Below are 21,151 nucleotides of genomic sequence, written 5' to 3'. Positions count from 1 at the left end.
GGCGCAAGATCTATTGGTGGGCGGACACGTGGTCCTGCTGGCGTAGCCGCGCCAGATTCATTCCTGCAGCGACCAGGATCGCGGAAACGACCCAGCACCAGAACGCCGGGTACTGGCTGAACTCCTTGGAGAACAGGGGGGCAAACAAGGTGTCCAATGCCGCCAGCGTAAAGAAGACCGAGCAGCGAGGATGGCTGATCAGGCGCCCCTTCCAGGCGATAAAGGCGGAGGCGATCAGGCCGGTGTTGACCAGTGCGTAAGTGCTCATCCAGATCAGTTGCGGGTCCAGGCGATCAAGGATGGACGTCAGAAAGACGAACGAAACGAGCAGGGCCACGTAGCCCCGATCATTGTTCTGCACAGGCAGGGCCAGCGAGATCATGAACAGCATCCATCCAGCCACGATCAGATAGCGTGCCTTGTTCAGATGAGGCATGGCGGCAGGGTTGTCGGGGGAGACGCTGAGGGTGGACATCTGTGGCTCCAGATCGAAGAGAGGGAAGTACTTCCGTGCTTGACTTTCGAAAGACCGATGGCAAACCGAAAGGTTCGCCATCTGCAGGCTTCTGGTTCGTTTGCATTTCTTCCGTCGGATCAGGGCGGATCAAGGAAAATTCCGTTCAGGTAAAAAGCTCCTTAGTTAAAAATGCCTGCTCCGTGGGGCAGGCATTTTTATTTCAAAATTGACTCAGCAGCTCACTGCCACCCATACCGCTTGGCATACCACCCCTTCATCCCCTGAATCAGCACCGCATACGCCACCAGGATCCCCACCAGCCACGGGAAGTAGGACAGCGGCAGCGCCTCCAGCTTGAAGTAATGCGCCAGCGGTGTCATCGGGATCGCAATGCCGATGGCCATGATGGCCAGCGTCATTCCCATCAGTGGCCACGAGGCACGGCTCTGGAAGAAGGGGATGCGGCGCGTGCGGATCATGTGCACGATCAGCGTCTGCGACAGCAGGCCTTCGATGAACCAGCCGGACTGGAACAGGGTTTGATGTTCCGGCGAGCTGGCGCCGAAGATGAACCACATCAGCGCAAAGGTGCTGATGTCGAAGATCGAGCTGATCGGGCCGAAGAAGACCATGAAGCGGCCGATGTCACCGGCATCCCAGCGCTGCGGCTTTTCCAGGAATTCCTTATCGACGTTGTCGAACGGGATCGAGATCTGCGAGACGTCATACAGCAGATTCTGCACCAGCAGATGCAAGGGCAGCATCGGCAGGAAAGGCAGGAAGGCACTGGCGATCAGGACCGAGAAGACATTGCCGAAGTTGGAGCTGGCGGTCATCTTGATGTACTTGAGCATGTTGGCGAAGGTCTTGCGGCCTTCCAGTACACCGGCTTCCAATACCATCAGGCTCTTTTCCAGCAGGATCAGGTCGGCTGCTTCCTTGGCGATATCCACCGCCGTATCCACCGAGATACCGATATCAGCCGCACGCAGGGCCGGGGCGTCGTTGATGCCGTCGCCCATGAAGCCGACCACGTGGCCACGGTCATGCAGCACGCGCACGATGCGTTCCTTGTGGGCTGGCGAGAGCTTGGCGAAGACCGTCACGGTTTCTACCGCCTGCGATAGTTCGGCATCGCTCATCTTTTCGACGTAGGAACCCAGCAACATGCCCTTGACCTCCAGTCCGACCTCGCGGCAGATCTTGGCGGTGACCAGTTCGTTGTCGCCGGTCAGGATCTTGACCTTCACGCCGTGCGCACGCAGCGCGGCCAGGGCCGGGGCGGTTGATTCCTTGGGCGGATCGAGGAAGGCGATGTAGCCGATCAGTACCAGGTCCGATTCATCGGCCAGGCTATAGACTTCCTTGGTCGGCGGCAGCTCCTTGGCGGCCACACCGACCACGCGCAGACCTTCGGCATTGAGGCCGCCGGTGGTGGCGCGGATCTCTTCCAGCAGGGCCGGTGTCAGCGGCACCACTTGGCCATTGACGCGAGCGCGCGAGCAGACCGAGACGATTTCCTCGACGGCGCCCTTGCAGATCAGTTCGTGGTGATCTTCGCGTTCGGAGACCACCACCGACATGCGGCGGCGCTGGAAGTCGAAAGGAATTTCATCGACCTTGCGATAGGCCGAGGCGATGGACATTTCACGTTGCAGTTCGGCGTGCTCCAGCACGGCCACGTCCAGCAGGTTTTTCAGGCCGGTCTGGTAATAACTGTTCAGATAGGCGTATTGCAGCACTTCATCGTCGGGTTCGCCGTGGATGTCGGTATGACGTTCCAGGAAGATCTTGTCTTGCGTGAGGGTGCCGGTCTTGTCGGTGCACAGTACGTCCATGGCGCCGAAGTTCTGGATCGCGTCCAGGCGCTTGACGATCACCTTCTTGCGCGACAAGGCCACCGCACCCTTGGCCAGGGTCGAGGTGACGATCATGGGCAGCATTTCCGGGGTCAGGCCCACGGCCACCGAGAGGCCGAACAGGAAGGCCTCGACCCAGTCACCCTTGGTGAAGCCGTTGATGAAGAACACCACCGGGGTCATCACCAGCATGAAGCGGATCAGCAGCCAGCTCACCTTGTTCACGCCGGCCTGGAACGCAGTCGGGGTGCGGTCGGTGGCGGTGACGCGCTCGGCCAGGGCGCCGAAGTAGGTGCGCTTGCCGGTGGTCAGTACCACGCCGGTGGCCGAGCCGCTGACCACGTTGGTGCCCATGAAGCACAGGTTGTCCAGCTCCAGGGGGCTGCTGGTGTTGAGGTTGCTGGCGGTGACGAATTTTTCCACCGGCAGTGATTCGCCAGTCATGGCGGCTTGGCTCACGAACAAGTCCTTGGCGGCCAACAGGCGCAGGTCGGCGGGGATCATGTCGCCGGCCGAGAGCAGCACGACGTCGCCCGGCACCAGCTTGCGGATCGGCACTTCGACGCGGCGCGCGCCCTTGGGGTGCAGGGTGACGTCGAAGTAGCGCTGGGCTTCGGCGGCGATCTCTTCGACCTGGTCGTGGCGCATCACGGTAGCGGTGTTGCTGACCATGGCCTTGAGCTTGTCGGCGGCAGTGTTGGAGCGGGCTTCCTGGACGAAGCGCAGCAGCGTGGAGACCACCACCATGGTACCGATCACGGTGGCGGCCTTCATGTCGTCGGTGTAGAAGGAGACGGTGGCCAGCAGGGTCAGCAGCAGATTGAAGGGGTTCTTGTAGCAGTGCCACAGGTGGACGTACCAGGTCAGCGGCTTTTCATGCTCGACTTCGTTGGGGCCGCTGTGTTCGCGGATGGCGTCGGCTTCGGCTTCGGTCAGGCCGTCCAGGCGGGTGTGCAGGCGTTGCAGCAGGTCCTGGGCTTGGCTGCGGGAGGCCTGGCTCAATTGCTCGGCCAGGGTGGGCGGGACTTCGCGGGTCACCGGGGCGCTGCGGAACATGTCCATGCCCAGGCGGCGGAAGTGTCGATCCATACCGCGGGCGCGGATGAAGCTGACAAAGGTTTCTTTCAGCAGGTTCAGAGTCATGGCGTGCTTCTTTTCTTGTTGGTCTTCGTCCCGTGGACGAAGGGTTTGCATCGCGCTGGCAAGCCGGCTTGAGGGGCTTGCAGCATCAGGGTTGGCGGTGTGGCCAGCACCGACAGGAACGGGCGAGCGCCCTCGGCGCGCGCGGTCTTCGCGGGTTCATGATGGATATGTCTGTCGCATTGCAGCCTCCGCCTGGTTGAGCGGAGCCCCTGTCATCGGCGCCTGATGGCGCAAGCGGACATGCCACCGCAGGGCCTGTGGCCATGCGGGATGCGCGGCGTCAGTCGGCAAGCAGCAAGCGGCCCGGCGCTGCACGGGGCAGGCAAGGCGGACGCGCTGGAAGATGCGTTCTGAGGCCGTGTCAGCGGCGGTCGATCGTCGATCTGTCGTTGTGAGGGAATGTCGCTATCGGCAGCAACGCTGGAACCAGCCACCTAAGTGGCCGTGCGCTACCGACATGAGATGCCGTCATCTGCCTGGTGCAAGATGACGACAGGAAGAAGTCCTGCTGAAATCCTTGCTAAGGCTTAACCCGGAATGAACCGGCAACAACTGTCACCCGAACAAGTGCCCATGAGAGGGACTCCAAAAAATGAAAACGGGCGAATTCTACGCCCGGGTAGAAAACAGGGTCAAGGCAATTCATCCCATGTTGCTAAAAATTTGTGCATCTGCAACAAGCGCGATCTGAAGCTTTTTGCTTCGTACTGGAGAACGGAAAGGTGTCGGTAAGCGCCTTGGACGCTGCTGTGCAGCACCGATTCCCGCCTGGCGAGCCTTGTCTTCTATGGTGTACGGCCTATACTTGAAACGAGGCAAGCCCCAACAAGAGAGCGCGCAGCACCCTGCGCAAGACCAATAAACTCGACAGGAGATGCATCATGCCCAACCTCATCATGAACAATCTGATGTTCTTCATTCCTATGACGTTGGCGGGATTGTTGCTATGCGGGGAGGTGCCGGTAGCCTCGCGGATGGTTCGTACCAGTTTGAGAGCAGTGGGCGCGGTCTTCGGCGCGCTGCTCGCCCTTTTAGTACTGGAGGCACTGCCAGTGCTAATTTAGCGGGCTTTCTACGGCCCGCTTTGCCGCTCGTAGCGGCAATGGCCGGGGCATCGGCGCAGGCATTTTTCCAGGGAAGTTGCCTATCAGTCCGTCATGCCGATTGCCCCGCCTTGATTTCCCTAGGTCGATGTTTTCACAGTGGTCTCGTGGCGGCCCCGAAGACATCGGCCTTTTTTGCGTCCATCGTTCTGGTGGAGGCGTCTGTTCCCGAGCTTTCCGATGAGGTCGCGACCCGCTGATCTTCAGGCCGCGCGCACCTTGCGTTCCAGTCTCTCGTTCCACACTACCAGGCGGTCGCGGCCGCTTTCCTTGGCGCAGTACATGGCGTGATCGGCGCGTTGCAGCCAGACGAAGTACGCCTCCATGTCGGTGGAAAAGGGCACCAGGCCGGCGCTGACGGTGCAACCGTATAAATTATTTTCATCATTGGCCGCGCGCGCAGCTTCCACCAGCCGTTGCGACAGCGCCAGGGCTTCGCCGGGCTGGATGTCGCGCAGGATCACCACGAATTCCTCGCCGCCATAGCGTCCGATCAAGTCATCCTCGCGCAGGTTGGCGCGCAGCAGTCGCGAGAAATTGCGCAGCACTTCGTCGCCGATCAGGTGGCCGTGGGTGTCGTTGATGCTCTTGAAGTGGTCCAGGTCCAGCAACAGCAGGAAGGCTTGATGGGTCGGGGCACGTTCCTGGCGGCGCCGCTCGAATTCGGCAGCGAGCAGGTTTTCCCAGTAGCGCCGGTTGAATAGCAAAGTGAGTCCATCGAGCTGGCTGACGATCTCGAACTGGCGCGAGCGCTCGGCCAGTTTCTTGGACATCGCATAGGTCGATTGGCCCAGAGCCAGCGGGTAGAGCGCCATCATCGGCAGGCAGGCGAGGATGGTGACCAGGTCCGATTGCGGCTGGAACTGCGCCTCCAGCAGCCACCAGGCCAGGATGGCAGTGGCCAGGCTGGCATAGAGGCCGCGCATGAACAGGCGCAGGCCGCCGGCGGCGATATTGTCCATCGATAGCATGGAGATGATCACTGTGCTGGGCACCAGGTTGCCGTTCAGGGCGGCGATCCAGAAGCCGCCGAAGGCGGCATCGATGATGAGATTGCGGCGTTCGGCGCGATAGGGGATGGTACTCTTGAGGGCCCAGTAGCGCGCCAGGTGCGGCCACAGGTAGCCGTGCGCGGCCAGCAGCAGCCACAGCGGCCAGGCGACCGGTTGTTGCAGGAAGCCTGCGGCCACGCAGAAAAAGCCGATCCCCAGGCCGATCAGCCGCAAGCGGAAGATGCGCTGCACGAAGCGCACGCCCTTGCCGATCAGCGCTTGCTGCGGTGGATCGTCGGGCCGTGCCGGTCGGCGGCGGTAGAGGCTAATGGGGTCGAGCAATTCGCGCAGCAGGCGCCAATGGGCCGACCGCGATGGCCGCAGCGCACCGAAATCAGGCTTGGAACGGGATGACATGGTGATCTTTTTCTTTCGTCAAATCCGCAGAAGGGGGGCGCCGGGATCGCCGCGCGCAAGGGCTGCGGGTACGCGACAATGACTTGCGGGTTAATTCATCATAGTGTGTGATGCAGCGTAACTCCACGGACGGGCCGCGTGCAAGCCTGATCCTGGACAACTTGCACAAGCTTTGATATCTGAGCTCTGACATATGGGCTCTGATATGTGAACTCTGATATGTGAACTCTGATATGTGAACTCTGATATGTGAACTCTGACATATGAGCTTTGACAACAAAAGGAAGCAGTCCAGCGCATCATCGCTCACTGGGAGCTAACAAATCGTTATTGTCGCACGGCAACGTGACGCCCCGATGTCTGGCTGCCTGCCTTCTGCGCGGCGAGCCCGGTGGCGACTTGCTATCCCCTATAATGCCTGGTCTTCATCCTGGCCTTGATTATGTTCCGCTTTCCCCGCCTGGCATCGCCTTCTTCCCCGACCTTTATCACCTTTGCCCTGGCGTTGCTGACCAGTGCTGCCAGTGCGGCGCAAAGTCTGCCGCCACCAGTGGTGGGGGCGCTGCGCGTAGCCCATATCCCGCAACAGAATGCTGGTGTGCTGGTGGTCGAGGCCGACAGTGGCAAGCGCGTGCTGGTTTCCAACAATGTGAGTCAGCCGTTCAATCCGGCCTCGGTGATGAAGCTGGTGACCACCGATGCCGCGCTGGAAATCCTGGGGCCGACCTATCGCTGGAAGACCCAGGCCTATATCGACGGCACGCTCGCCAACGGCGTGCTCAATGGCGACCTGATTCTCAAGGGCGGGGGCGACCCCAAGCTGGTGTTGGAAAACTTCTGGCTGTTTCTGCGCCAGTTGCGCGCGCGCGGGATCAAGGACATCCGCGGCAACCTGGTACTGGACCGCAGCTATTTCGCCGAGTCCAGCTACGATCCCGCGCAATTCGACGGCGACCCGCAGAAGCCCTATAACGCCGGTCCCGACGCCTTGCTGTTGAATTACCGCACCCAGGCCTTCCGCTTCGAGCCGGATGTGGCCAATGGCGTGGTCAATGTCAGCATGGACCCGCCCATGGCAGGTGTCACCATCACCCCGCCGCGCCTGTCGCAGGAGCCGTGCGGTGACTGGCAGGGCAAGCTGATGTTGGACAACCAGGCCAATGCCGCCAATTTCGCCGGGACCTATGCCGCCGATTGCGGGCCGCGCGTGTGGTATGTGCATCCTTATCGCATGACTAACCTGCAGTATGTCGGCGCGAGTTTCGTGCAGATGTGGGCCGAGCTGGGCGGCAGTTTTTCCGGGCGCGTGCTCAATGGACTGGTCACGCCCACGGCGCGGCTGATGGTGGAAGTGCAGTCGCCGCCGCTGCCGGAAGTCATTCGCGACATCAACAAGTACAGCAACAACTTGATGGCGCGCCAGGTGCTCTTGACGCTGGGCGCGGAGATGACGGGGCAGCCTGGCGACACCACCAATGCCGTGCGCGCGGTGCGCTCCTGGCTCAATGACAAGGGCATCGATACCAGTGCCCTGGTCATCGAGAATGGGGCGGGTCTGTCGCGCATCGACCGGGTCACGCCGCTATTGCTGGGCAGTTTGCTGGTGCAGGCGTATCGCTCGCCGCTGATGCCGGAGTTCGTGTCCTCGCTGCCGCTGGTGGGCTATGACGGCACCATGCGTCGGCGTCTGAAGACGCAAAGCGTGGCCGGTCAGGCGCATATCAAGACCGGTACGCTCAATGATGTGCGTTCGATTGCGGGTTATGTACAGGCGGCTTCGGGCAAGACCTACGTGGTGGTGTTCCTGATCAATCACGCGGCTGCACCCAATGGGCAGCAGGCGCAGGATGCCTTGTTGCAGTGGGTGTACGAGAATGGTTGATCGCTAAGGCAGGGGACTTAATCGCCGCCCCCGCCGCCGCCTCCACCGTCACCGCCTCCTCCACCGTCACCACCCCCACCGCAGTCGCCACCGCCGTGGCTGTCACAGCCGGCGCTGCCGTGGTTGTCAGAGAGGGGGCCGGTGCCACCACTGCCGGCGTCACTCTCGCCGAGAAAGGGTTCGGGCTGGAGATTGCCGGTGATGGCATCAATGATGGTGGCAATGACGGCCAGCCCGAACCAGACGACCATCACGATCATGAATAGCGACAGCAGGTTGCTCAGGACGCGCATGTGAGAAGGGGCTGCCTGCGGCCTTTCTTGGTGTGGCGCTAGAGCAGCAGTGGTTTGTCGGAGAGTTCGTTAGTCACCTTGCCGTCGGTATCGTTCCCACGCGGCAGGACGGTCCTGAGAATGTCGTGCAAGTCCGCCAGGGCTTGCAGGGTGCTGCGCTCGTAGTGACCCTGGGCGTAACCGGCCGTCATGGTATGGCACAGCTGCTGCCATTGCTCGCGCGCGACCCGGGCGCTGATGCCGCGGTCGGCGATGATCTCCACCTTGCGGTCGGCCAGGTTGATGTAGACCAGCACGCCGCAGTTTTCTTCGGTATCCCAGATGCGATAGCGGGCGAACAGTTCATGCGCGCGTTGCCGCGCCGTTTCGCCGCGTCGCACCGCACCCAGCGACAGCGCGGCTTCGACGATCACCCGCACTTGCGCGCGGTGGGTCTGTTCACCCGCGCCGATACTGGCCTGGATGGCCTTGAGCGTGGTCGAGGGGAAGGCCCGGCGGGCCGCTGCCCGGCTCATCCGCAGGTGACGCAGCAGACGTGCCAGCAGGGAAGGGGATGTGTTGTTGTGCGCCATGTCACCAGTCTCCCGAGGCGCCGCCGCCATCAAAAGTGCCACCGCCCCCAGAGAAGCCGCCCCCGGAGGAACCGCCGCCGAAGCCACCGCCGCCTCCCGAGCGCGGCCAGCCGCGTCCGGAGCTGGCCTGACGCAAGGCTTCATCGACCAGGCTGCCGATGATGACGCCGGCCGTGGTGCTGCTGCCCCGTCCCCAGTCATTGCTGGCCAGGTTGTTGCGGGCAGTGCGGCGCGACTTGAGCAGCATGGCAAAGAACACCACCAGGAACAGTACGATCACCATCAGCGTGATCCAGCCACCGCTATTATCGGCATGGGCGGCGCCGGCCTGGCGCTTGGCCGGGGGCAACTGTTCCTGTTCCAGCAGGGTGGTGATGGCGGTCACGCCCGCGGCCAGGCCGCCATAGAAATCGTTCTGGCGGAAGTGCGGGGCGATCACGTCTTCCAGGATGCGCTTGGATTGCGCGTCCGTGAGGCTGCCCTGCACCCCGCGTCCGGCTTCGATGCGCAGGCGGCGCAGCGACTTGGGGTTGTCCTTGGCGACGATCAGGATCACGCCATCGTCGACACCCTTGCGCCCCAGCTTCCAGGCCTCGGCCACGCGGATGCTGTATTGCTCGATGGCTTCCGGGGCGGTGGAGGCCATCAGCAGCACGGCGATCTGGCTGCCGGTGCGCTGTTCGATCTCGGCCAGCACGCCTTCGAGCGCCTGACGCTGCTGCGGCTGCAGCAGGTGGATCTGGTCGATCACGTGGGCCGACAACGGTGGCACTGCCACCAGGCCGTCATCGGCGCGGGCCGGGCCGACCAAGGCGATGCACGCCAGTAGCCAGCAGGTCAGGAGCAGCTTGCGCATGGCCAATCGGGCTCCCGCTTACTTGCCGAAGTTGACCGTGGGGGCGGTCGAGATGGCTTTTTCGTTTTCCACGGTAAAGGAGGGTTTGACTTCATAGCTGAACAGCTTGGCCGTGATGTTGGTGGGGAAGCTGCGGGCCAGGATGTTGTAATCCTTCACCGCGGCGATATAGCGCTGACGGGCCACGGTGATGCGGTTCTCGGTGCCTTCCAGTTGCGACTGCAGGTCGCGGAAGCTGGTGTCGGCCTTCAGTTGCGGGTAATTCTCGGAAACCGCCATCAGGCGCGACAGCGCCGAGGACAACTGGCCTTGCACTTCCTGGAATTTGGCGAAAGCCTTGGGGTCGTTCAAGACCTCGGGCGTGATCTGGAAGCTGGTGGCCGCAGCGCGGGCGCGGGTGACGGCTTCCAGCGTGTCCTTCTCATGCGAGGCGTAGCCCTTGACGGTGTTGACCAGGTTGGGGATCAGGTCGGCGCGGCGCTGGTACTGGTTGACCACTTCACCCCAGGCGGCCTTGGTGGCTTCATCCTTGGCCTGGAATTCGTTGTAGCCGCAGCCGGAGAGGGTGAGGGCGGTGATGGCAATGGCCAGCCAGGCGAAGAGTTTTTTCATGTTGTCTTTCCTCGTAGCAAAAGTGAAGCAAAGGGAGCGCGTGTGACCATAAAAGCCTCGTGAAGTGCCCGATGTTCCGGGAAAACCGCTGAACATCAGTCAAAAATCGAGGTTGGGGCAGGCCGGCGCGCTACAATAGCGCATCTTTCAGTTAAAGGCATCACCGTGACATTCATCGAGAAACTCAACGCCGCCTGGACCTCGCGCAATTCCCTGCTGTGCGTGGGCTTGGACCCCGACCTCAAGAAATTCCCCGCCGAGCTGCAAGGCAAGCCCGACGCCATCTTCGAATTCTGCCGCGCCATCATCGATGCCACCGCCGACGCCGCCTGTGCCTTCAAGCCGCAGATCGCCTATTTCGCCGCGCTGGGCGCGGAAGAGCAACTGGAGCGCATCTGCGCCTACCTGCGCAGCCAGTACCCGGATATCCCCCTGGTGTTGGATGCCAAACGCGGCGACATCGGCGCCACCGCCGAACAATACGCGCGCGAAGCCTTCGAGCGCTATGACGCTGATGTCGTCACGGTCAGCCCCTACATGGGCTGGGATTCGGTCTCGCCCTACCTGGAATGGAAGGATCGCGGCGTGATCGTGCTGTGTCGCACGTCCAACGCTGGTGGCTCGGACTTGCAATTCCTGGAAGTCGATGGCAAGCCGCTGTACCAGCACGTGGCGCGCCTGGTGGCCGAGAAATGGAATACCAATGGCCAGTGCGGCCTGGTGGTCGGCGCCACCTTCCCGCAGGAACTGGCGCAGGTGCGCGCTATCATCGGCGACATGCCCTTGCTGGTGCCGGGCGTGGGCGCCCAGGGCGGCGACGTGCAAGCCACGGTCAATGCCGGCAAGACCGCCTCGGGTACCGGCATGATGATCAATTCTTCACGTGCCATCCTCTACGCCAAGCCTGAGGCCGGTGAGGATTTCGCCGCTGCGGCGCGCCGCGTGGCGATCGAGACGCGTGACGCCATCAACCGCTTCCGCTGATTGGCGCCAGCCTATATGAAGAAAAGGCGGCGACTCCCAGGGGAGCGCCGCCTTTTTGTTCATCTTCGATGCTTTCAGTCTGCCAGCAGCTTCAGCAATCCCTTGAGCGAATGTTCGACAGTCTGGGCGCGCACCTGCTGGCGGTCGCCCTTGAACACCAGGCGCTCGGTATAGGTTTTCTCGCCCACGCGCCAGCCGAAGCAGACGGTACCCACCGGCTTGCCCGGCACGGCGCCGCCCGGGCCGGCGATGCCGGTAGTGGAGACGGCCACATCCGAGTTGCTGTTGGCCACCGCGCCTTCGGCCATGGCCCCGGCAATCTCTTCACTGACGGCGCCATGCTGGGCGATCAGGGCTTCGGAAATGTCCAGCAATTCGTTCTTGGAAGCGTTCGAATAGGTGACGAAGCCGCAGTCGAACCATTCCGAGGATCCGGCGATTTCCGTGATGGCATGGGCGATGCCGCCACCGGTACAGGATTCGGCAGTGGCCAGCAGCAGGCCTTTGGATTTGAGGGTGTGGCCAACGCGGGTGGCCAGGTCCAGGGTGCTGTCCATGAGTGTCATCTCCTCGGCTGTGCCGCAGTCTGGCGCCAGGTCGCCGGCGCACTGCGGTCGGTTGATCAACAACTTGCGCGAGCTAGCATACTCCGATGTCAGGATTTGTTGTATCGGACAAAGACCGATTGTTCACTTCTCATTGCCAATAGGTGTGCCAAAACGCAAACACCAGCAGCGTATAGAAGGCTGCCACGATGTCATCCCACATCACTCCGAAGCCGCCCTTGAAATGGCGGTCGAACCAGGCAATCGGTGGCGGCTTGACCATGTCGAAGAAGCGGAACACCAGGAAGGCCGCCAACTGCGTCTTCAGGCTGGCTGGCGTCACCAGCACCAGCACCAGCCAGAAGGCGATGATTTCATCCCACACCATGCTGCCGTCATCGGGTGAATTCAAGGCCAGGCCGGTGCGATGGCAGGCCCAGATGCCGATGATGAAACCGGCCGCGATGATGACCAGCCAGTTGGCGGCGGTGAATACCTGCGGCCAGCGCGTGCACAGCACCGCATACGAGAGCCATGCGAAGAGCGTACCGGCCGTGCCCGGCATGATGGGCGAGAGGCCGCTGCCGAAGCCCTGGGCGATCCAGTGCGCCGGATGGGCCAGCATGAAGTGCGGGGTGGGCTTGCGTTTGCGGGGAGAGGCCGAGGGGGGCGGCGGGAAGGGCGAAGAAGCTTGGTTCATGAACGGAAATGATCGAAGGAATCCGGGGTCTCCTGTAGCGGCTCGCCGGCCGCGTCCAGCAGGCGCAGCCCGGTCTGGGCATCAATGCGACCGATGCGGGTGACGGCCGTGCCGGCGGCGTGGGCCGCCTTCTGCACCGCCTCGCGCTGGCGCGCCGGGGCGGTGAAGCAGAGTTCGTAATCGTCGCCACCGGAGAGCGTGAAGCGGCGCCGCAGGTGCAGGTCGCGCTGTTGCAGCGCTGCGCCACTGGGCAGGGCATCCACATCCAGCGTGGCGCCTACGCGTGAGCGCGCCAGGATGTGGCCCAGGTCGCCGGCCAGGCCGTCCGAAATGTCGATGGCGGCATGGGCGATGCCGCGCAAGGCCAGCCCCAGCGCCACGCGCGGAGTGGGGGCGTGCATCCGGGGCGCGGCCTGTTGCAGTTGCTCGGGATGGACCTCGAACTCCTGACGGTAGCCGGCCAGCGCCAGCCGTGCATCGCCCAGCGTGCCGGAGACCCAGATGTCGTCACCCGCACGGGCAGCATCGCGGCGCAGTGCTTGTTGCGGCGGTACTTCACCGAAGACGGTGATGCTGATGGTCAGCGGCCCCTTGGTGGTATCGCCGCCGATCAGTTCGCAGCCGTGCTGGTCGGCCAGCGCCAACATGCCCTGCGAGAACGGTGCCAGCCATTCGGCGCGGGCTTGCGGCAGCGCCAGGGCCAGCGTGAAGGCAATCGGCTGCGCGCCCATGGCGGCCAGGTCGGAGAGATTGACCGCCAGGCACTTGTGGCCCAGCGTGTGCGGGTCGGCATCGGGGAAGAAGTGGCGGCCTTCTACCAGCATGTCGCTGGAGATGGCCAGTTGCATCCCCGGGGCCGGCGTCATCAGCGCGCAGTCGTCGCCCACGCCGAGCGCCGTGCGGCTGTCGGGGGCGGGCGGGCGGCTGAAGTAGCGCGCGATGAGTTCGAATTCGGAAAGCATGGCGCGATTGTAACCAATCCGTCATCGCTTCAGGCGCACAATATCCGCTCCACGTTGCCATCATGTTCCCTTCCTGCACGATGTTGCGCCGCAGCGAGATACCGCGCTAGGGGTTTTCCCCAATACCGATGATGCGGAGCCGGTGGCAGCCTGTGTCAGCGCAAATCAAGCTGTGCGCAATTGCGCGTATCGGACGACAAACGGACGTCATCTGACCGCTGAAAGAGCATGTTCGCGGTCATCATGGAATCCCGTGGAAACCCCGCAAAGCCAGTCCCGAAAAGGCTTTGCGCGGGGCAGCATGAGGCCGGTGGCCTATGATTGAGGGCTGACCTCTGCTAGAATCGACCCCCTTCGCAAGTCAACTAGAGAATACAGAGTATGGATTCGATGATCAGTAAGAAAGAAGAAGTGCGTCAGCAACTTCGTCAGGCAGCACTGGACTACCACGAGTTTCCGACCCCGGGCAAGATCGCCGTCACGCCTACCAAGCTGCTGACCAACCAGCGTGATCTGTCCCTCGCGTATTCTCCCGGCGTGGCCGCGGCCTGCGAAGAAATCGTGGCCGATCCGCTCAACGCCTTCCGCTATACCGCCCGTGGCAACCTGGTGGCCGTCATCAGCAACGGTACCGCCGTGCTGGGCCTGGGCAACATCGGCGCGCTGGCCTCCAAGCCGGTGATGGAAGGCAAGGGCGTGCTGTTCAAGAAGTTCGCCGGCATCGACGTCTTCGACATCGAGGTCAACGAGACCGACCCGGACAAGCTGATCGACGTCATCGCGGCTCTGGAGCCGACCTTTGGCGGCATCAACCTGGAAGACATCAAGGCCCCGGAGTGCTTCTACATCGAGCGCAAGCTGCGCGAAAAGATGAAGATCCCGGTCTTCCACGATGACCAGCACGGCACTGCCATCATCGTCGGCGCGGCCATCCTCAATGGCCTGAAGGTCGTGGGCAAGGACATCAAGAACGTCAAGCTGGTGGTCTCCGGCGCGGGCGCCGCTGCGCTGGCCTGCCTGGACCTGATCGTCGATCTGGGCTTCCCGATCGAGAATATCTTCGTCACCGACCTGGCCGGTGTGGTCTACAAGGGCCGCAAGGAGTTGATGGACCCGGACAAGGAACGTTTCGCCCGCGAAACCGAGGCCCGTACCCTGGCCGAAGTGATCCCCGATGCGGACATCTTCCTGGGCCTGTCGGCTGCCGGCGTGTTGAAGCCCGAGATGGTCAAGCAGATGGCGGCCCGTCCGCTGGTGCTGGCGCTGGCCAACCCGACCCCGGAAATCCTGCCGGAAGAAGTGATGGCCGTGCGTGACGACGCCATCATCGCCACCGGCCGTTCGGACTATCCGAACCAGGTCAATAACGTGCTGTGCTTCCCCTACATCTTCCGCGGTGCGCTCGACTCGGGCGCCACCACCATCACGCGCGAGATGGAGATCGCCACGGTACACGCCATCGCCGAGCTGGCCCAGGCCGAGCAATCCGATATCGTGGCCTCGACCTATGGCATCGCCAACCTGTCCTTCGGCCCGGAATACATCATTCCCAAGCCCTTCGACCCGCGCCTGATGATCAAGATCGCGCCGGCCGTGGCCCGTGCCGCCCAAAGCTCGGGTGTGGCCGCCCGTCCGATCCAGGACATGGATGCCTACATCGAGAAGCTGGAACAGTTCGTCTATCACAGCGGCACCTTCATGCGTCCGATCTTCCAGGTCGCCAAGAAGGCTGCCGAAGCCCAGAAGCGCATCGTCTACGCCGAAGGCGAAGAAGAGCGCGTGCTGCGCGCGGTGCAGGTGGTGGTCGATGAAAACCTGGCCAAGCCGATTCTGGTGGGCCGTCCGGAAGTGCTGGAACAGCGCATCCAGAAGTTCGGCCTGCGCCTGCGCGCCGGGGTCGACTTCGAGGTCATCAACCCCAACTTCGACAGCCGTTATCGCGACTACTGGCAGACCTTCCTGGAGATGTCGCGTCGCAAGGGCGTCACCGAGCAATACGCCAAGCTGGAAATGCGTCGCCGCCATACCCTGATCGGTTCCATGGCGATCCACAAGGGCGATGCCGATGGCCTGATCTGCGGCACCTACGGCACCACCCAGCTGCACCTGCACTACATCGACCAGGTGCTGGGCAAGCGCGCAGGCGTGAACGTGTACGCCGCCATGAACGCGGTGATTCTGCCCAATCGCCAACTGGTGATGGTGGACACCCACGTCAACGAAAACCCCAACGCCCGCGAACTGGCCGAGATCACCATGCTGGCTGCCGAGGAAATGCGTCGCTTCGGCCTGCATCCGCGTGCCGCGCTGCTGTCGCATTCCAACTTCGGTTCCAGCAACAATGAATCGGCCCGCAAGATGCGCGAGGCGCTGGCGATCCTGCGCGAAATCGCGCCGGAGCTGGAAGTGGATGGCGAAATGCACGGCGACACCGCGCTGGACTCCAAGCTGTTGAATGCGGTGATCCCGGATTCACCGTTGAAGGGCGACGCCAACCTGCTGGTCATGCCCAACATCGATGCCGCCAACATCGCCTACAACCTGCTCAAGACTGCCTCCGGCAACGGTGTGGCCATTGGCCCCATCCTGCTGGGTTGCGCCAAGCCGGTCCACATCCTGACACCCTCGGCCACCGTGCGCCGCATCATCAACATGACCGCCCTGTGCGTCATGGATGCGATCTCGGAGCGTTGATCGCTGTTTGATGCTGGCTTGATCGTTGCTTGATCGCTCAACGGCGCATGTCGCAAGACATGCGCCGTTTTTCATTGGCCGGCGTTGCGGCGTAGCACGTCTGGATGGATTGTCGGACATGCGGCGCAGCAGCATTCCGGGAATCCGCACCGGCTCGATGGATGGATTTCTTCCTGTTTTTAAAAAATCATTTCAAATCAATGGCTTATTTGTTTTGTGCCATTCTTTTCGTGCTGGCACGAAGCCTGCAATATGAATATCAAAACAAAAAAGCAAACACGGAGACTTCACCTGATGCGCTCGCATCGTCTTCCTGCGCCTGGCCTCGGGTCGCCTCTGCGGTTTGCCTTGTTCCGGTTCCACCAAAGCAAGATGACCCGCCGCCCACCTCACGCGGCCCACACAGGAGATAGGCATGAGCCATAGCACGCCACTGAGCACGCAGAACACTACGCCATCGGCGACCACAGCAAGCACACCACTGAGCGCGGCAGAGTACCGCAAACGCATCTTCGCCATCCTTGGCGCTTCCTCGGGCAACCTGGTCGAATGGTTCGACTTCTATGTCTATTCCTTCTGCGCCATCTATTTCGCCCCGGCCTTCTTCCCCAAGGGCGATGCCACCAGCCAGTTGTTGAACACCGCTGGCGTGTTCGCCGCCGGTTTCCTGATGCGTCCCATCGGTGGCTGGCTCTTTGGCCGCATCGCCGACAAGCACGGCCGCAAGACCTCCATGCTGATCTCGGTGCTGATGATGTGCGGCGGTTCGCTGGCCGTGGCCATCATGCCGACCTATGCCACGATCGGTGCCTGGGCGCCGGCGCTGCTGCTGCTGGCGCGCCTGTTCCAGGGCCTGTCGGTCGGAGGTGAATACGGCACCTCGGCCACCTACATGAGCGAAGTGGCACCCAATGGCCGCCGCGGCTTCTTCGCCTCCTTCCAGTACGTGACCCTGATCGGCGGCCAGTTGCTGGCGGTGCTGGTGCTGTTCGCCATGCAGCAGTGGCTGTCCAAGGCTGAACTGATGGCCTGGGGCTGGCGCATTCCCTTCGTGCTGGGTGCCGTCGGTGCGCTGGTGGCGATGTACCTGCGCAGCTCGCTGGCCGAGACCTCCTCGGCTGGCGCCCGCAAGAAGAAGGACGCCGGCACGATCAAGGGTTTGCTGCAGCACAAGCGCGCCTTCCTCAACGTGGTGGGCTTTACCGCCGGTGGTTCGCTGATGTTCTACACCTTCACCACCTACATGCAGAAGTACCTGGTCAACACCGCCGGCATGGACCCGAAGATGGCCAATGGCGTCATGACCGGCGCGCTGTTCGTCTACATGATCCTGCAACCGATCTTCGGCGCCATCTCGGACAAGATCGGCCGGCGCAATTCCATGCTGTGCTTCTCCTTCCTGGGCATGGTCTGCACCTTCCCCATCCTGCACTTCCTGAAAGACGTGAGCAGCCCCGGCGTGGCCATGGCGCTGGCGATCCTGGCGCTGACCATCGTCAGTTTCTATACCTCCATCAGCGGCCTGATCAAGGCCGAGATGTTCCCGCCTGAAGTGCGCGCGCTGGGCGTGGGCCTGTCCTACGCGGTGGGCAATGCCATCTTCGGCGGTTCGGCCGAGTTCGTGGCGCTGTCGTTGAAGTCGGTCGGGGTGGAATCGGCCTTCTACTGGTACGTGAGCGCCCTGTGCCTGGTGGCACTGATCATCAGCTTGCGGATGCCCGACCCGCAGCGTGATGGCCACCTCAAGGGCGATGTCGCCATGAACCCGGATGAAGCCCACGACGATCTCGATACCGGCAAGCTGCACAAACCGGCCTGATCCGGTGTTGTGGCAGCAGGACGCGCCGGCCTTGCCGCTCGCGTTATCATGATGCCTTCTGCGCGGCGCCCTGCGGGGCGCCGCGTTGCTTTGATCCCCAAGAATGCATGAGAGCCCGACGTAATCTGCTGATCCTGACGGTATTGCTCGCCACCACCTTGCTGGTGTGCGGCCTCACTTATCGCGTGGCCCTGGGCCGTGCCGAGGTCGATCAGCAGGCCCAGGGCGCGGCGCAATTGCAGATCGCCGCATTGGACCTGGAATCGATCCTGCAGAAGTATGAAGCCCTGCCTTTCGCGCTGGGCTTCCAGTCCGATGTGCGCCAGGTCTTGCAGCATCCTGAGGATGCGCTGGCGGTGGACCGCCTCAATCGCGCCTTCAAGACCATCCAGCAGCAATCGCGGGCGGTCAATATCTTCATGCTCAATCGCCACGGATTGACCCTGGCTTCCAGCAACTGGGATGATGAATTCAGTTTCGTTGGCCGCGATTTCGGTTTCCGGCCTTATTTCCGCGAGGCGATCCAGGGGCGGGCCGGGCGCTTCTACGGCATCGGCAACATCTCCAGCGAACCGGGCTATTTCATCGCCCAGCCGATCTACCGCCGTCAGGACCAGGCCGAGGGTGACTTGCCCATCGGCGTGATGGTGGTCAAGGTCGATCTGGCCGAGTTCGAACACACCTGGCGCAGCAGCAGCGATCCGATCACGCTGACCGATGCCGGCGGCGTGGTGTTCCTGAGCAATCGTCCCGAGTGGAAGTACCACAGCCTGCAAGCCCTGAGCGCGCCGGTGCAGCGTGAGCTTGCGGGCACCCATCAATATGCGGACCTGCCCATTACTCCGGTGTCGGCCTTGCCTGCGGCCTTGCAGCGTGGCTTCGGGACGCACGTCTCGCGGCCGGTGGGGCGGCTGGGCTGGCAATTGATGCTGTTTCCCTCGCAGGCGCAGATGCAGCGCACGGCCCTGCTGTGGGCGCTGGCGGCGGCCTTGTTCATGCTGGCGCTGGCCATTTCGCTGTTGGCCTGGTACCAGCATCGGCGCCGCCTGCAGGAGCGGTTGGCCTCGCGCGATGCACTGCGCCGCGCTGCCCAGGAGCTGGACCAGAAAATCGCCCAGCGTACCGAAGAACTGACCGCCGCCAACCAGGCCATCGCCGCCAAGTATGCCAAGCTGCAGCAGACCGAAAGCCTGCTGCGCACTACCCAGAACGAGCTGGTGCAGGCCGGCAAGCTGGCCATGCTGGGCCAGATGGCGGCCGGTGTGACGCATGAACTGAACCAGCCGCTGGCAGCCATCCGCGCCTTTGCCGACAATTCGCTCAAGTTCCTGGCGCGCGGCCAGACCGTGCAGGTGGCCGAGAACCTGGAACATATCAGCCACGCCAGCGCCCGCATGGGCAAGATCATCGGCCAGTTGAAGGGCTTTGCCCGCAAGAGTGGCGAGGCGGTGGCTGCGGTCGACCTGCGCCAGTCCATCGAGGCTTCGGTGCTGCTGCTCTCCAGCGACTTTCAGAAGCAGGACGTGCAAGTGCGCATCGAGGGCGAGCCGGCCGTGCTGGTCATGGGCGACGCCGTGCGCACCGAGCAGGTGCTCATCAACCTCTTGCGCAATGCCCTGGATGCGGTGGAAGAGGCGCCGCGCAAGTGCATCTGCGTGCTGCTGCAAGCAGATCCGCTCCGCCAGCAGGCGCTGGTGAGCATCCGCGACTCGGGCCCCGGCATTGCTGACGAGGTGGCGCCGCACTTGTTCGAGCCCTTCTTTACGACTAAGTCGTCCAGCAAGGGGCTGGGGTTGGGGCTGGCGATTTCCTCCTCCATCGTGCAAGCCATGAATGGTCAGTTGAGCGCGCATAATCATGAACAAGGAGGCGCCGAATTCGTGGTGCGCCTGCCGCTGTTGAAGACGGAGAATTGATGGATACACCCGCCGCTGCCCCCAGCGCCATCCTGATCGAAGATGAACAGGCGGTGCGCCGCGCCACCGCCCAGGCATTGGAACTGGAAGGGTTTACGGTGACCGCCTGCGCCAGTGCAGAAGAGGCCTTGCCGCTGTTGACCCGGGATTTTCCGGGTGTGCTGGTGACCGATGTGCGCCTGCCCGGCTGGTCGGGGTTACAGGTGCTGGCCCATGTGGTAGCCATTGATGCCGATTTGCCGGTGATCGTGGTCACCGGCCATGGCGACGTCGGCATGGCGGTGGAGGCCATGCGCGCCGGTGCCTACGATTTCGTGGAAAAGCCCTTCGGCTCCGACAGCCTGCTCGAGATCGCCTTGCGCGCCCAGGAAAAGCGCAGCCTGGTATTGGAAAATCGCCGCCTGCGCGAAGCCTGGGCACAAGACCCGGAGTTGCCGCCATTGGTGGGCCAGTCACCGGCCATCGAGCGCGTGCGCACCCTCATCCGTAGCCTGGGGCCGGCCGATGTCGATGTCCTCATCAATGGTCAGACCGGCAGCGGCAAGGAAGTGGTGGCGCGCCAATTGCACGCCGCCAGCGGCCGCAAAGGACCGTTCGTGGCCTTGAATTGCGGGGCATTGCCGGAGACGGTGTTCGAAAGTGAAATCTTCGGCCATGAAGCCGGCGCCTTCACTGGTGCCCAGAAGCGCCGCATCGGCAAGCTGGAATATGCCCACGGCGGCACGCTGTTCCTGGATGAAATCGAGAGTATGCCGTTGGCCTTGCAGGTCAAGCTCTTGCGGGTGCTGCAGGAGCGCCGGCTGGAGCGGCTGGGCGGTAATGAATCGGTGGCCATCGATTGTCGCGTGGTGGCCGCCAGCAAGGTTGACCTGTTGAAGCTCGCGGGCCAGGGCCAGTTCCGGGAAGACCTGTATTACCGTATCGGTGTGGTCGCCATCGACCTGCCGGCGCTGCACCAGCGCAGCAGTGACATTCCCTTGTTGCTGGCGCATTTCTGCCAGGCTGCCGCAGTGCGCTATCGGCGCGAGGTACCGCCCTGGACGGCGGCGCAGATGCAGCAATGGCAGCAACGCGAGTGGCCCGGCAACGTGCGCGAATTGCGCAACTTCGCCGATCGCTGGGTGCTGGGGGTGGAGCAGATGGCTGGCACTGGCTTGCCCGTCGGTGCGCAGCCGGCCTTGCCGCTGCCGGAGCAGGTGGAGCAATTCGAGGCGGGACTGATTGCCGCCGCCCTCAAGGACAGCGAGGGTAGTGTGGCGCTGGCGGCCGAGCGGCTGGGTATTCCCAGGAAGACGCTCTACGACAAGATCCGCAAGTACCAACTGGCAGGCACCTGAGACGAAAA

General features: G+C 62.8%; 17 protein-coding genes. 7 read left to right on the top strand and 10 right to left on the bottom strand.

Translation table 11 applies throughout. The features are described 5' to 3' along the window. Window positions 1-10 precede the first annotated feature (10 nt). Both RC54_RS17940 and mgtA read right to left on the bottom strand, forming a co-directional pair. A complete protein-coding gene (locus RC54_RS17940; protein WP_017453914.1) occupies window positions 11-475 on the bottom strand; it encodes a hypothetical protein in 465 nt (154 codons plus the stop codon). Window positions 476-696: 221 nt separating this feature from the next. Beyond that, window positions 697-3,459 (bottom strand): magnesium-translocating P-type ATPase, encoded by a 2,763-nt coding sequence (gene mgtA, locus RC54_RS17935; protein ID WP_061790093.1) that lies wholly within the window; start codon window positions 3,457-3,459, stop codon window positions 697-699. Window positions 3,460-4,340: 881 nt separating this feature from the next. Here mgtA and RC54_RS17930 point away from each other — a divergent pair. Continuing rightward, window positions 4,341-4,523 carry a hypothetical protein gene (locus RC54_RS17930; protein WP_058896347.1) on the top strand — a complete coding sequence of 61 codons (183 nt, stop codon included), beginning with the start codon at window positions 4,341-4,343 and terminating at the stop codon, window positions 4,521-4,523. A 242-nt stretch (window positions 4,524-4,765) separates the two neighbouring features. Here RC54_RS17930 and RC54_RS17925 read toward each other — a convergent pair whose 3' ends face one another. Further along, entirely contained in the window at window positions 4,766-5,971 is a 1,206-nt protein-coding gene (locus tag RC54_RS17925; RefSeq protein ID WP_058896346.1) for a diguanylate cyclase, read from the bottom strand. A 442-nt stretch (window positions 5,972-6,413) separates the two neighbouring features. Between RC54_RS17925 and dacB the strand changes: the two genes are divergently transcribed. Further along, window positions 6,414-7,853 carry a D-alanyl-D-alanine carboxypeptidase/D-alanyl-D-alanine endopeptidase gene (dacB, locus tag RC54_RS17920; RefSeq protein ID WP_061790092.1) on the top strand — a complete coding sequence of 480 codons (1,440 nt, stop codon included), beginning with the start codon at window positions 6,414-6,416 and terminating at the stop codon, window positions 7,851-7,853. A 17-nt stretch (window positions 7,854-7,870) separates the two neighbouring features. Here dacB and RC54_RS25635 read toward each other — a convergent pair whose 3' ends face one another. Genes RC54_RS25635 through RC54_RS17900 form a run of 4 tightly spaced genes read right to left on the bottom strand, consistent with a single transcriptional unit; the run spans window position 7,871 to window position 10,186 of the window. Next, window positions 7,871-8,146: a hypothetical protein gene (locus RC54_RS25635; RefSeq protein WP_061790091.1), complete on the bottom strand. Its 276-nt coding sequence runs from the start codon at window positions 8,144-8,146 to the stop codon at window positions 7,871-7,873. A gap of 38 nt (window positions 8,147-8,184) precedes the next feature. Beyond that, the gene (locus RC54_RS17910) at window positions 8,185-8,718 is read right to left on the bottom strand and encodes a TPM domain-containing protein (protein ID WP_061790090.1); all 534 of its coding nucleotides are present in this window, start codon (window positions 8,716-8,718) and stop codon (window positions 8,185-8,187) included. 1 nt (window position 8,719) lies between these two features. Then, window positions 8,720-9,574, bottom strand: coding sequence for a TPM domain-containing protein (locus RC54_RS17905; protein WP_174526122.1), 855 nt, complete (start codon window positions 9,572-9,574; stop codon window positions 8,720-8,722). Window positions 9,575-9,592: 18 nt separating this feature from the next. Beyond that, window positions 9,593-10,186: a LemA family protein gene (locus RC54_RS17900; protein ID WP_017453905.1), complete on the bottom strand. Its 594-nt coding sequence runs from the start codon at window positions 10,184-10,186 to the stop codon at window positions 9,593-9,595. Between the two features lie 165 nt (window positions 10,187-10,351). On the opposite strand from RC54_RS17900, the gene pyrF reads away from it, so the two are divergent. Then, window positions 10,352-11,170 (top strand): orotidine-5'-phosphate decarboxylase, encoded by an 819-nt coding sequence (gene pyrF, locus RC54_RS17895; RefSeq protein WP_017453904.1) that lies wholly within the window; start codon window positions 10,352-10,354, stop codon window positions 11,168-11,170. 74 nt (window positions 11,171-11,244) lie between these two features. Here the strand turns inward: pyrF and RC54_RS17890 are convergent, their stop codons facing one another. The 3 genes from RC54_RS17890 to thiL form a co-directional block, all read right to left on the bottom strand. After that, window positions 11,245-11,727, bottom strand: a complete 483-nt coding sequence (locus RC54_RS17890) for a CinA family protein (RefSeq protein WP_017455489.1) — start codon at window positions 11,725-11,727, stop codon at window positions 11,245-11,247. A 139-nt stretch (window positions 11,728-11,866) separates the two neighbouring features. After that, window positions 11,867-12,415, bottom strand: a complete 549-nt coding sequence (locus RC54_RS17885) for a phosphatidylglycerophosphatase A family protein (RefSeq protein WP_061790089.1) — start codon at window positions 12,413-12,415, stop codon at window positions 11,867-11,869. Further along, window positions 12,412-13,377 (bottom strand): thiamine-phosphate kinase, encoded by a 966-nt coding sequence (gene thiL / locus RC54_RS17880; RefSeq protein WP_058896340.1) that lies wholly within the window; start codon window positions 13,375-13,377, stop codon window positions 12,412-12,414. Before thiL ends, RC54_RS17885 begins: the two co-directional genes overlap by 4 nt. Window positions 13,378-13,758: 381 nt before the next feature. Here thiL and RC54_RS17875 point away from each other — a divergent pair, with 381 nt between their 5' ends. The 4 genes from RC54_RS17875 to RC54_RS17860 all read left to right on the top strand — a co-directional run bounded on the left by RC54_RS17875 (window position 13,759) and on the right by RC54_RS17860 (window position 21,143). Continuing rightward, entirely contained in the window at window positions 13,759-16,071 is a 2,313-nt protein-coding gene (locus RC54_RS17875) for an NADP-dependent malic enzyme (protein WP_061790088.1), read from the top strand. A gap of 415 nt (window positions 16,072-16,486) precedes the next feature. Then, a complete protein-coding gene (locus RC54_RS17870; RefSeq protein WP_058896338.1) occupies window positions 16,487-17,890 on the top strand; it encodes an MFS family transporter in 1,404 nt (467 codons plus the stop codon). A gap of 107 nt (window positions 17,891-17,997) precedes the next feature. Next, window positions 17,998-19,806 (top strand): sensor histidine kinase, encoded by a 1,809-nt coding sequence (locus RC54_RS17865; RefSeq protein WP_061790087.1) that lies wholly within the window; start codon window positions 17,998-18,000, stop codon window positions 19,804-19,806. Then, window positions 19,806-21,143, top strand: a complete 1,338-nt coding sequence (locus tag RC54_RS17860; RefSeq protein WP_058896336.1) for a sigma-54-dependent transcriptional regulator — start codon at window positions 19,806-19,808, stop codon at window positions 21,141-21,143. Before RC54_RS17865 ends, RC54_RS17860 begins: the two co-directional genes overlap by 1 nt. Window positions 21,144-21,151: the final 8 nt, after the last annotated feature.

The organism is Herbaspirillum rubrisubalbicans (assembly GCF_003719195.1).
Lineage (GTDB): Bacteria > Pseudomonadota > Gammaproteobacteria > Burkholderiales > Burkholderiaceae_D > Herbaspirillum > Herbaspirillum rubrisubalbicans.
Note: the sequence above shows the minus strand (reverse complement) of the source record. Positions and strands in the feature narration are given on the sequence as shown.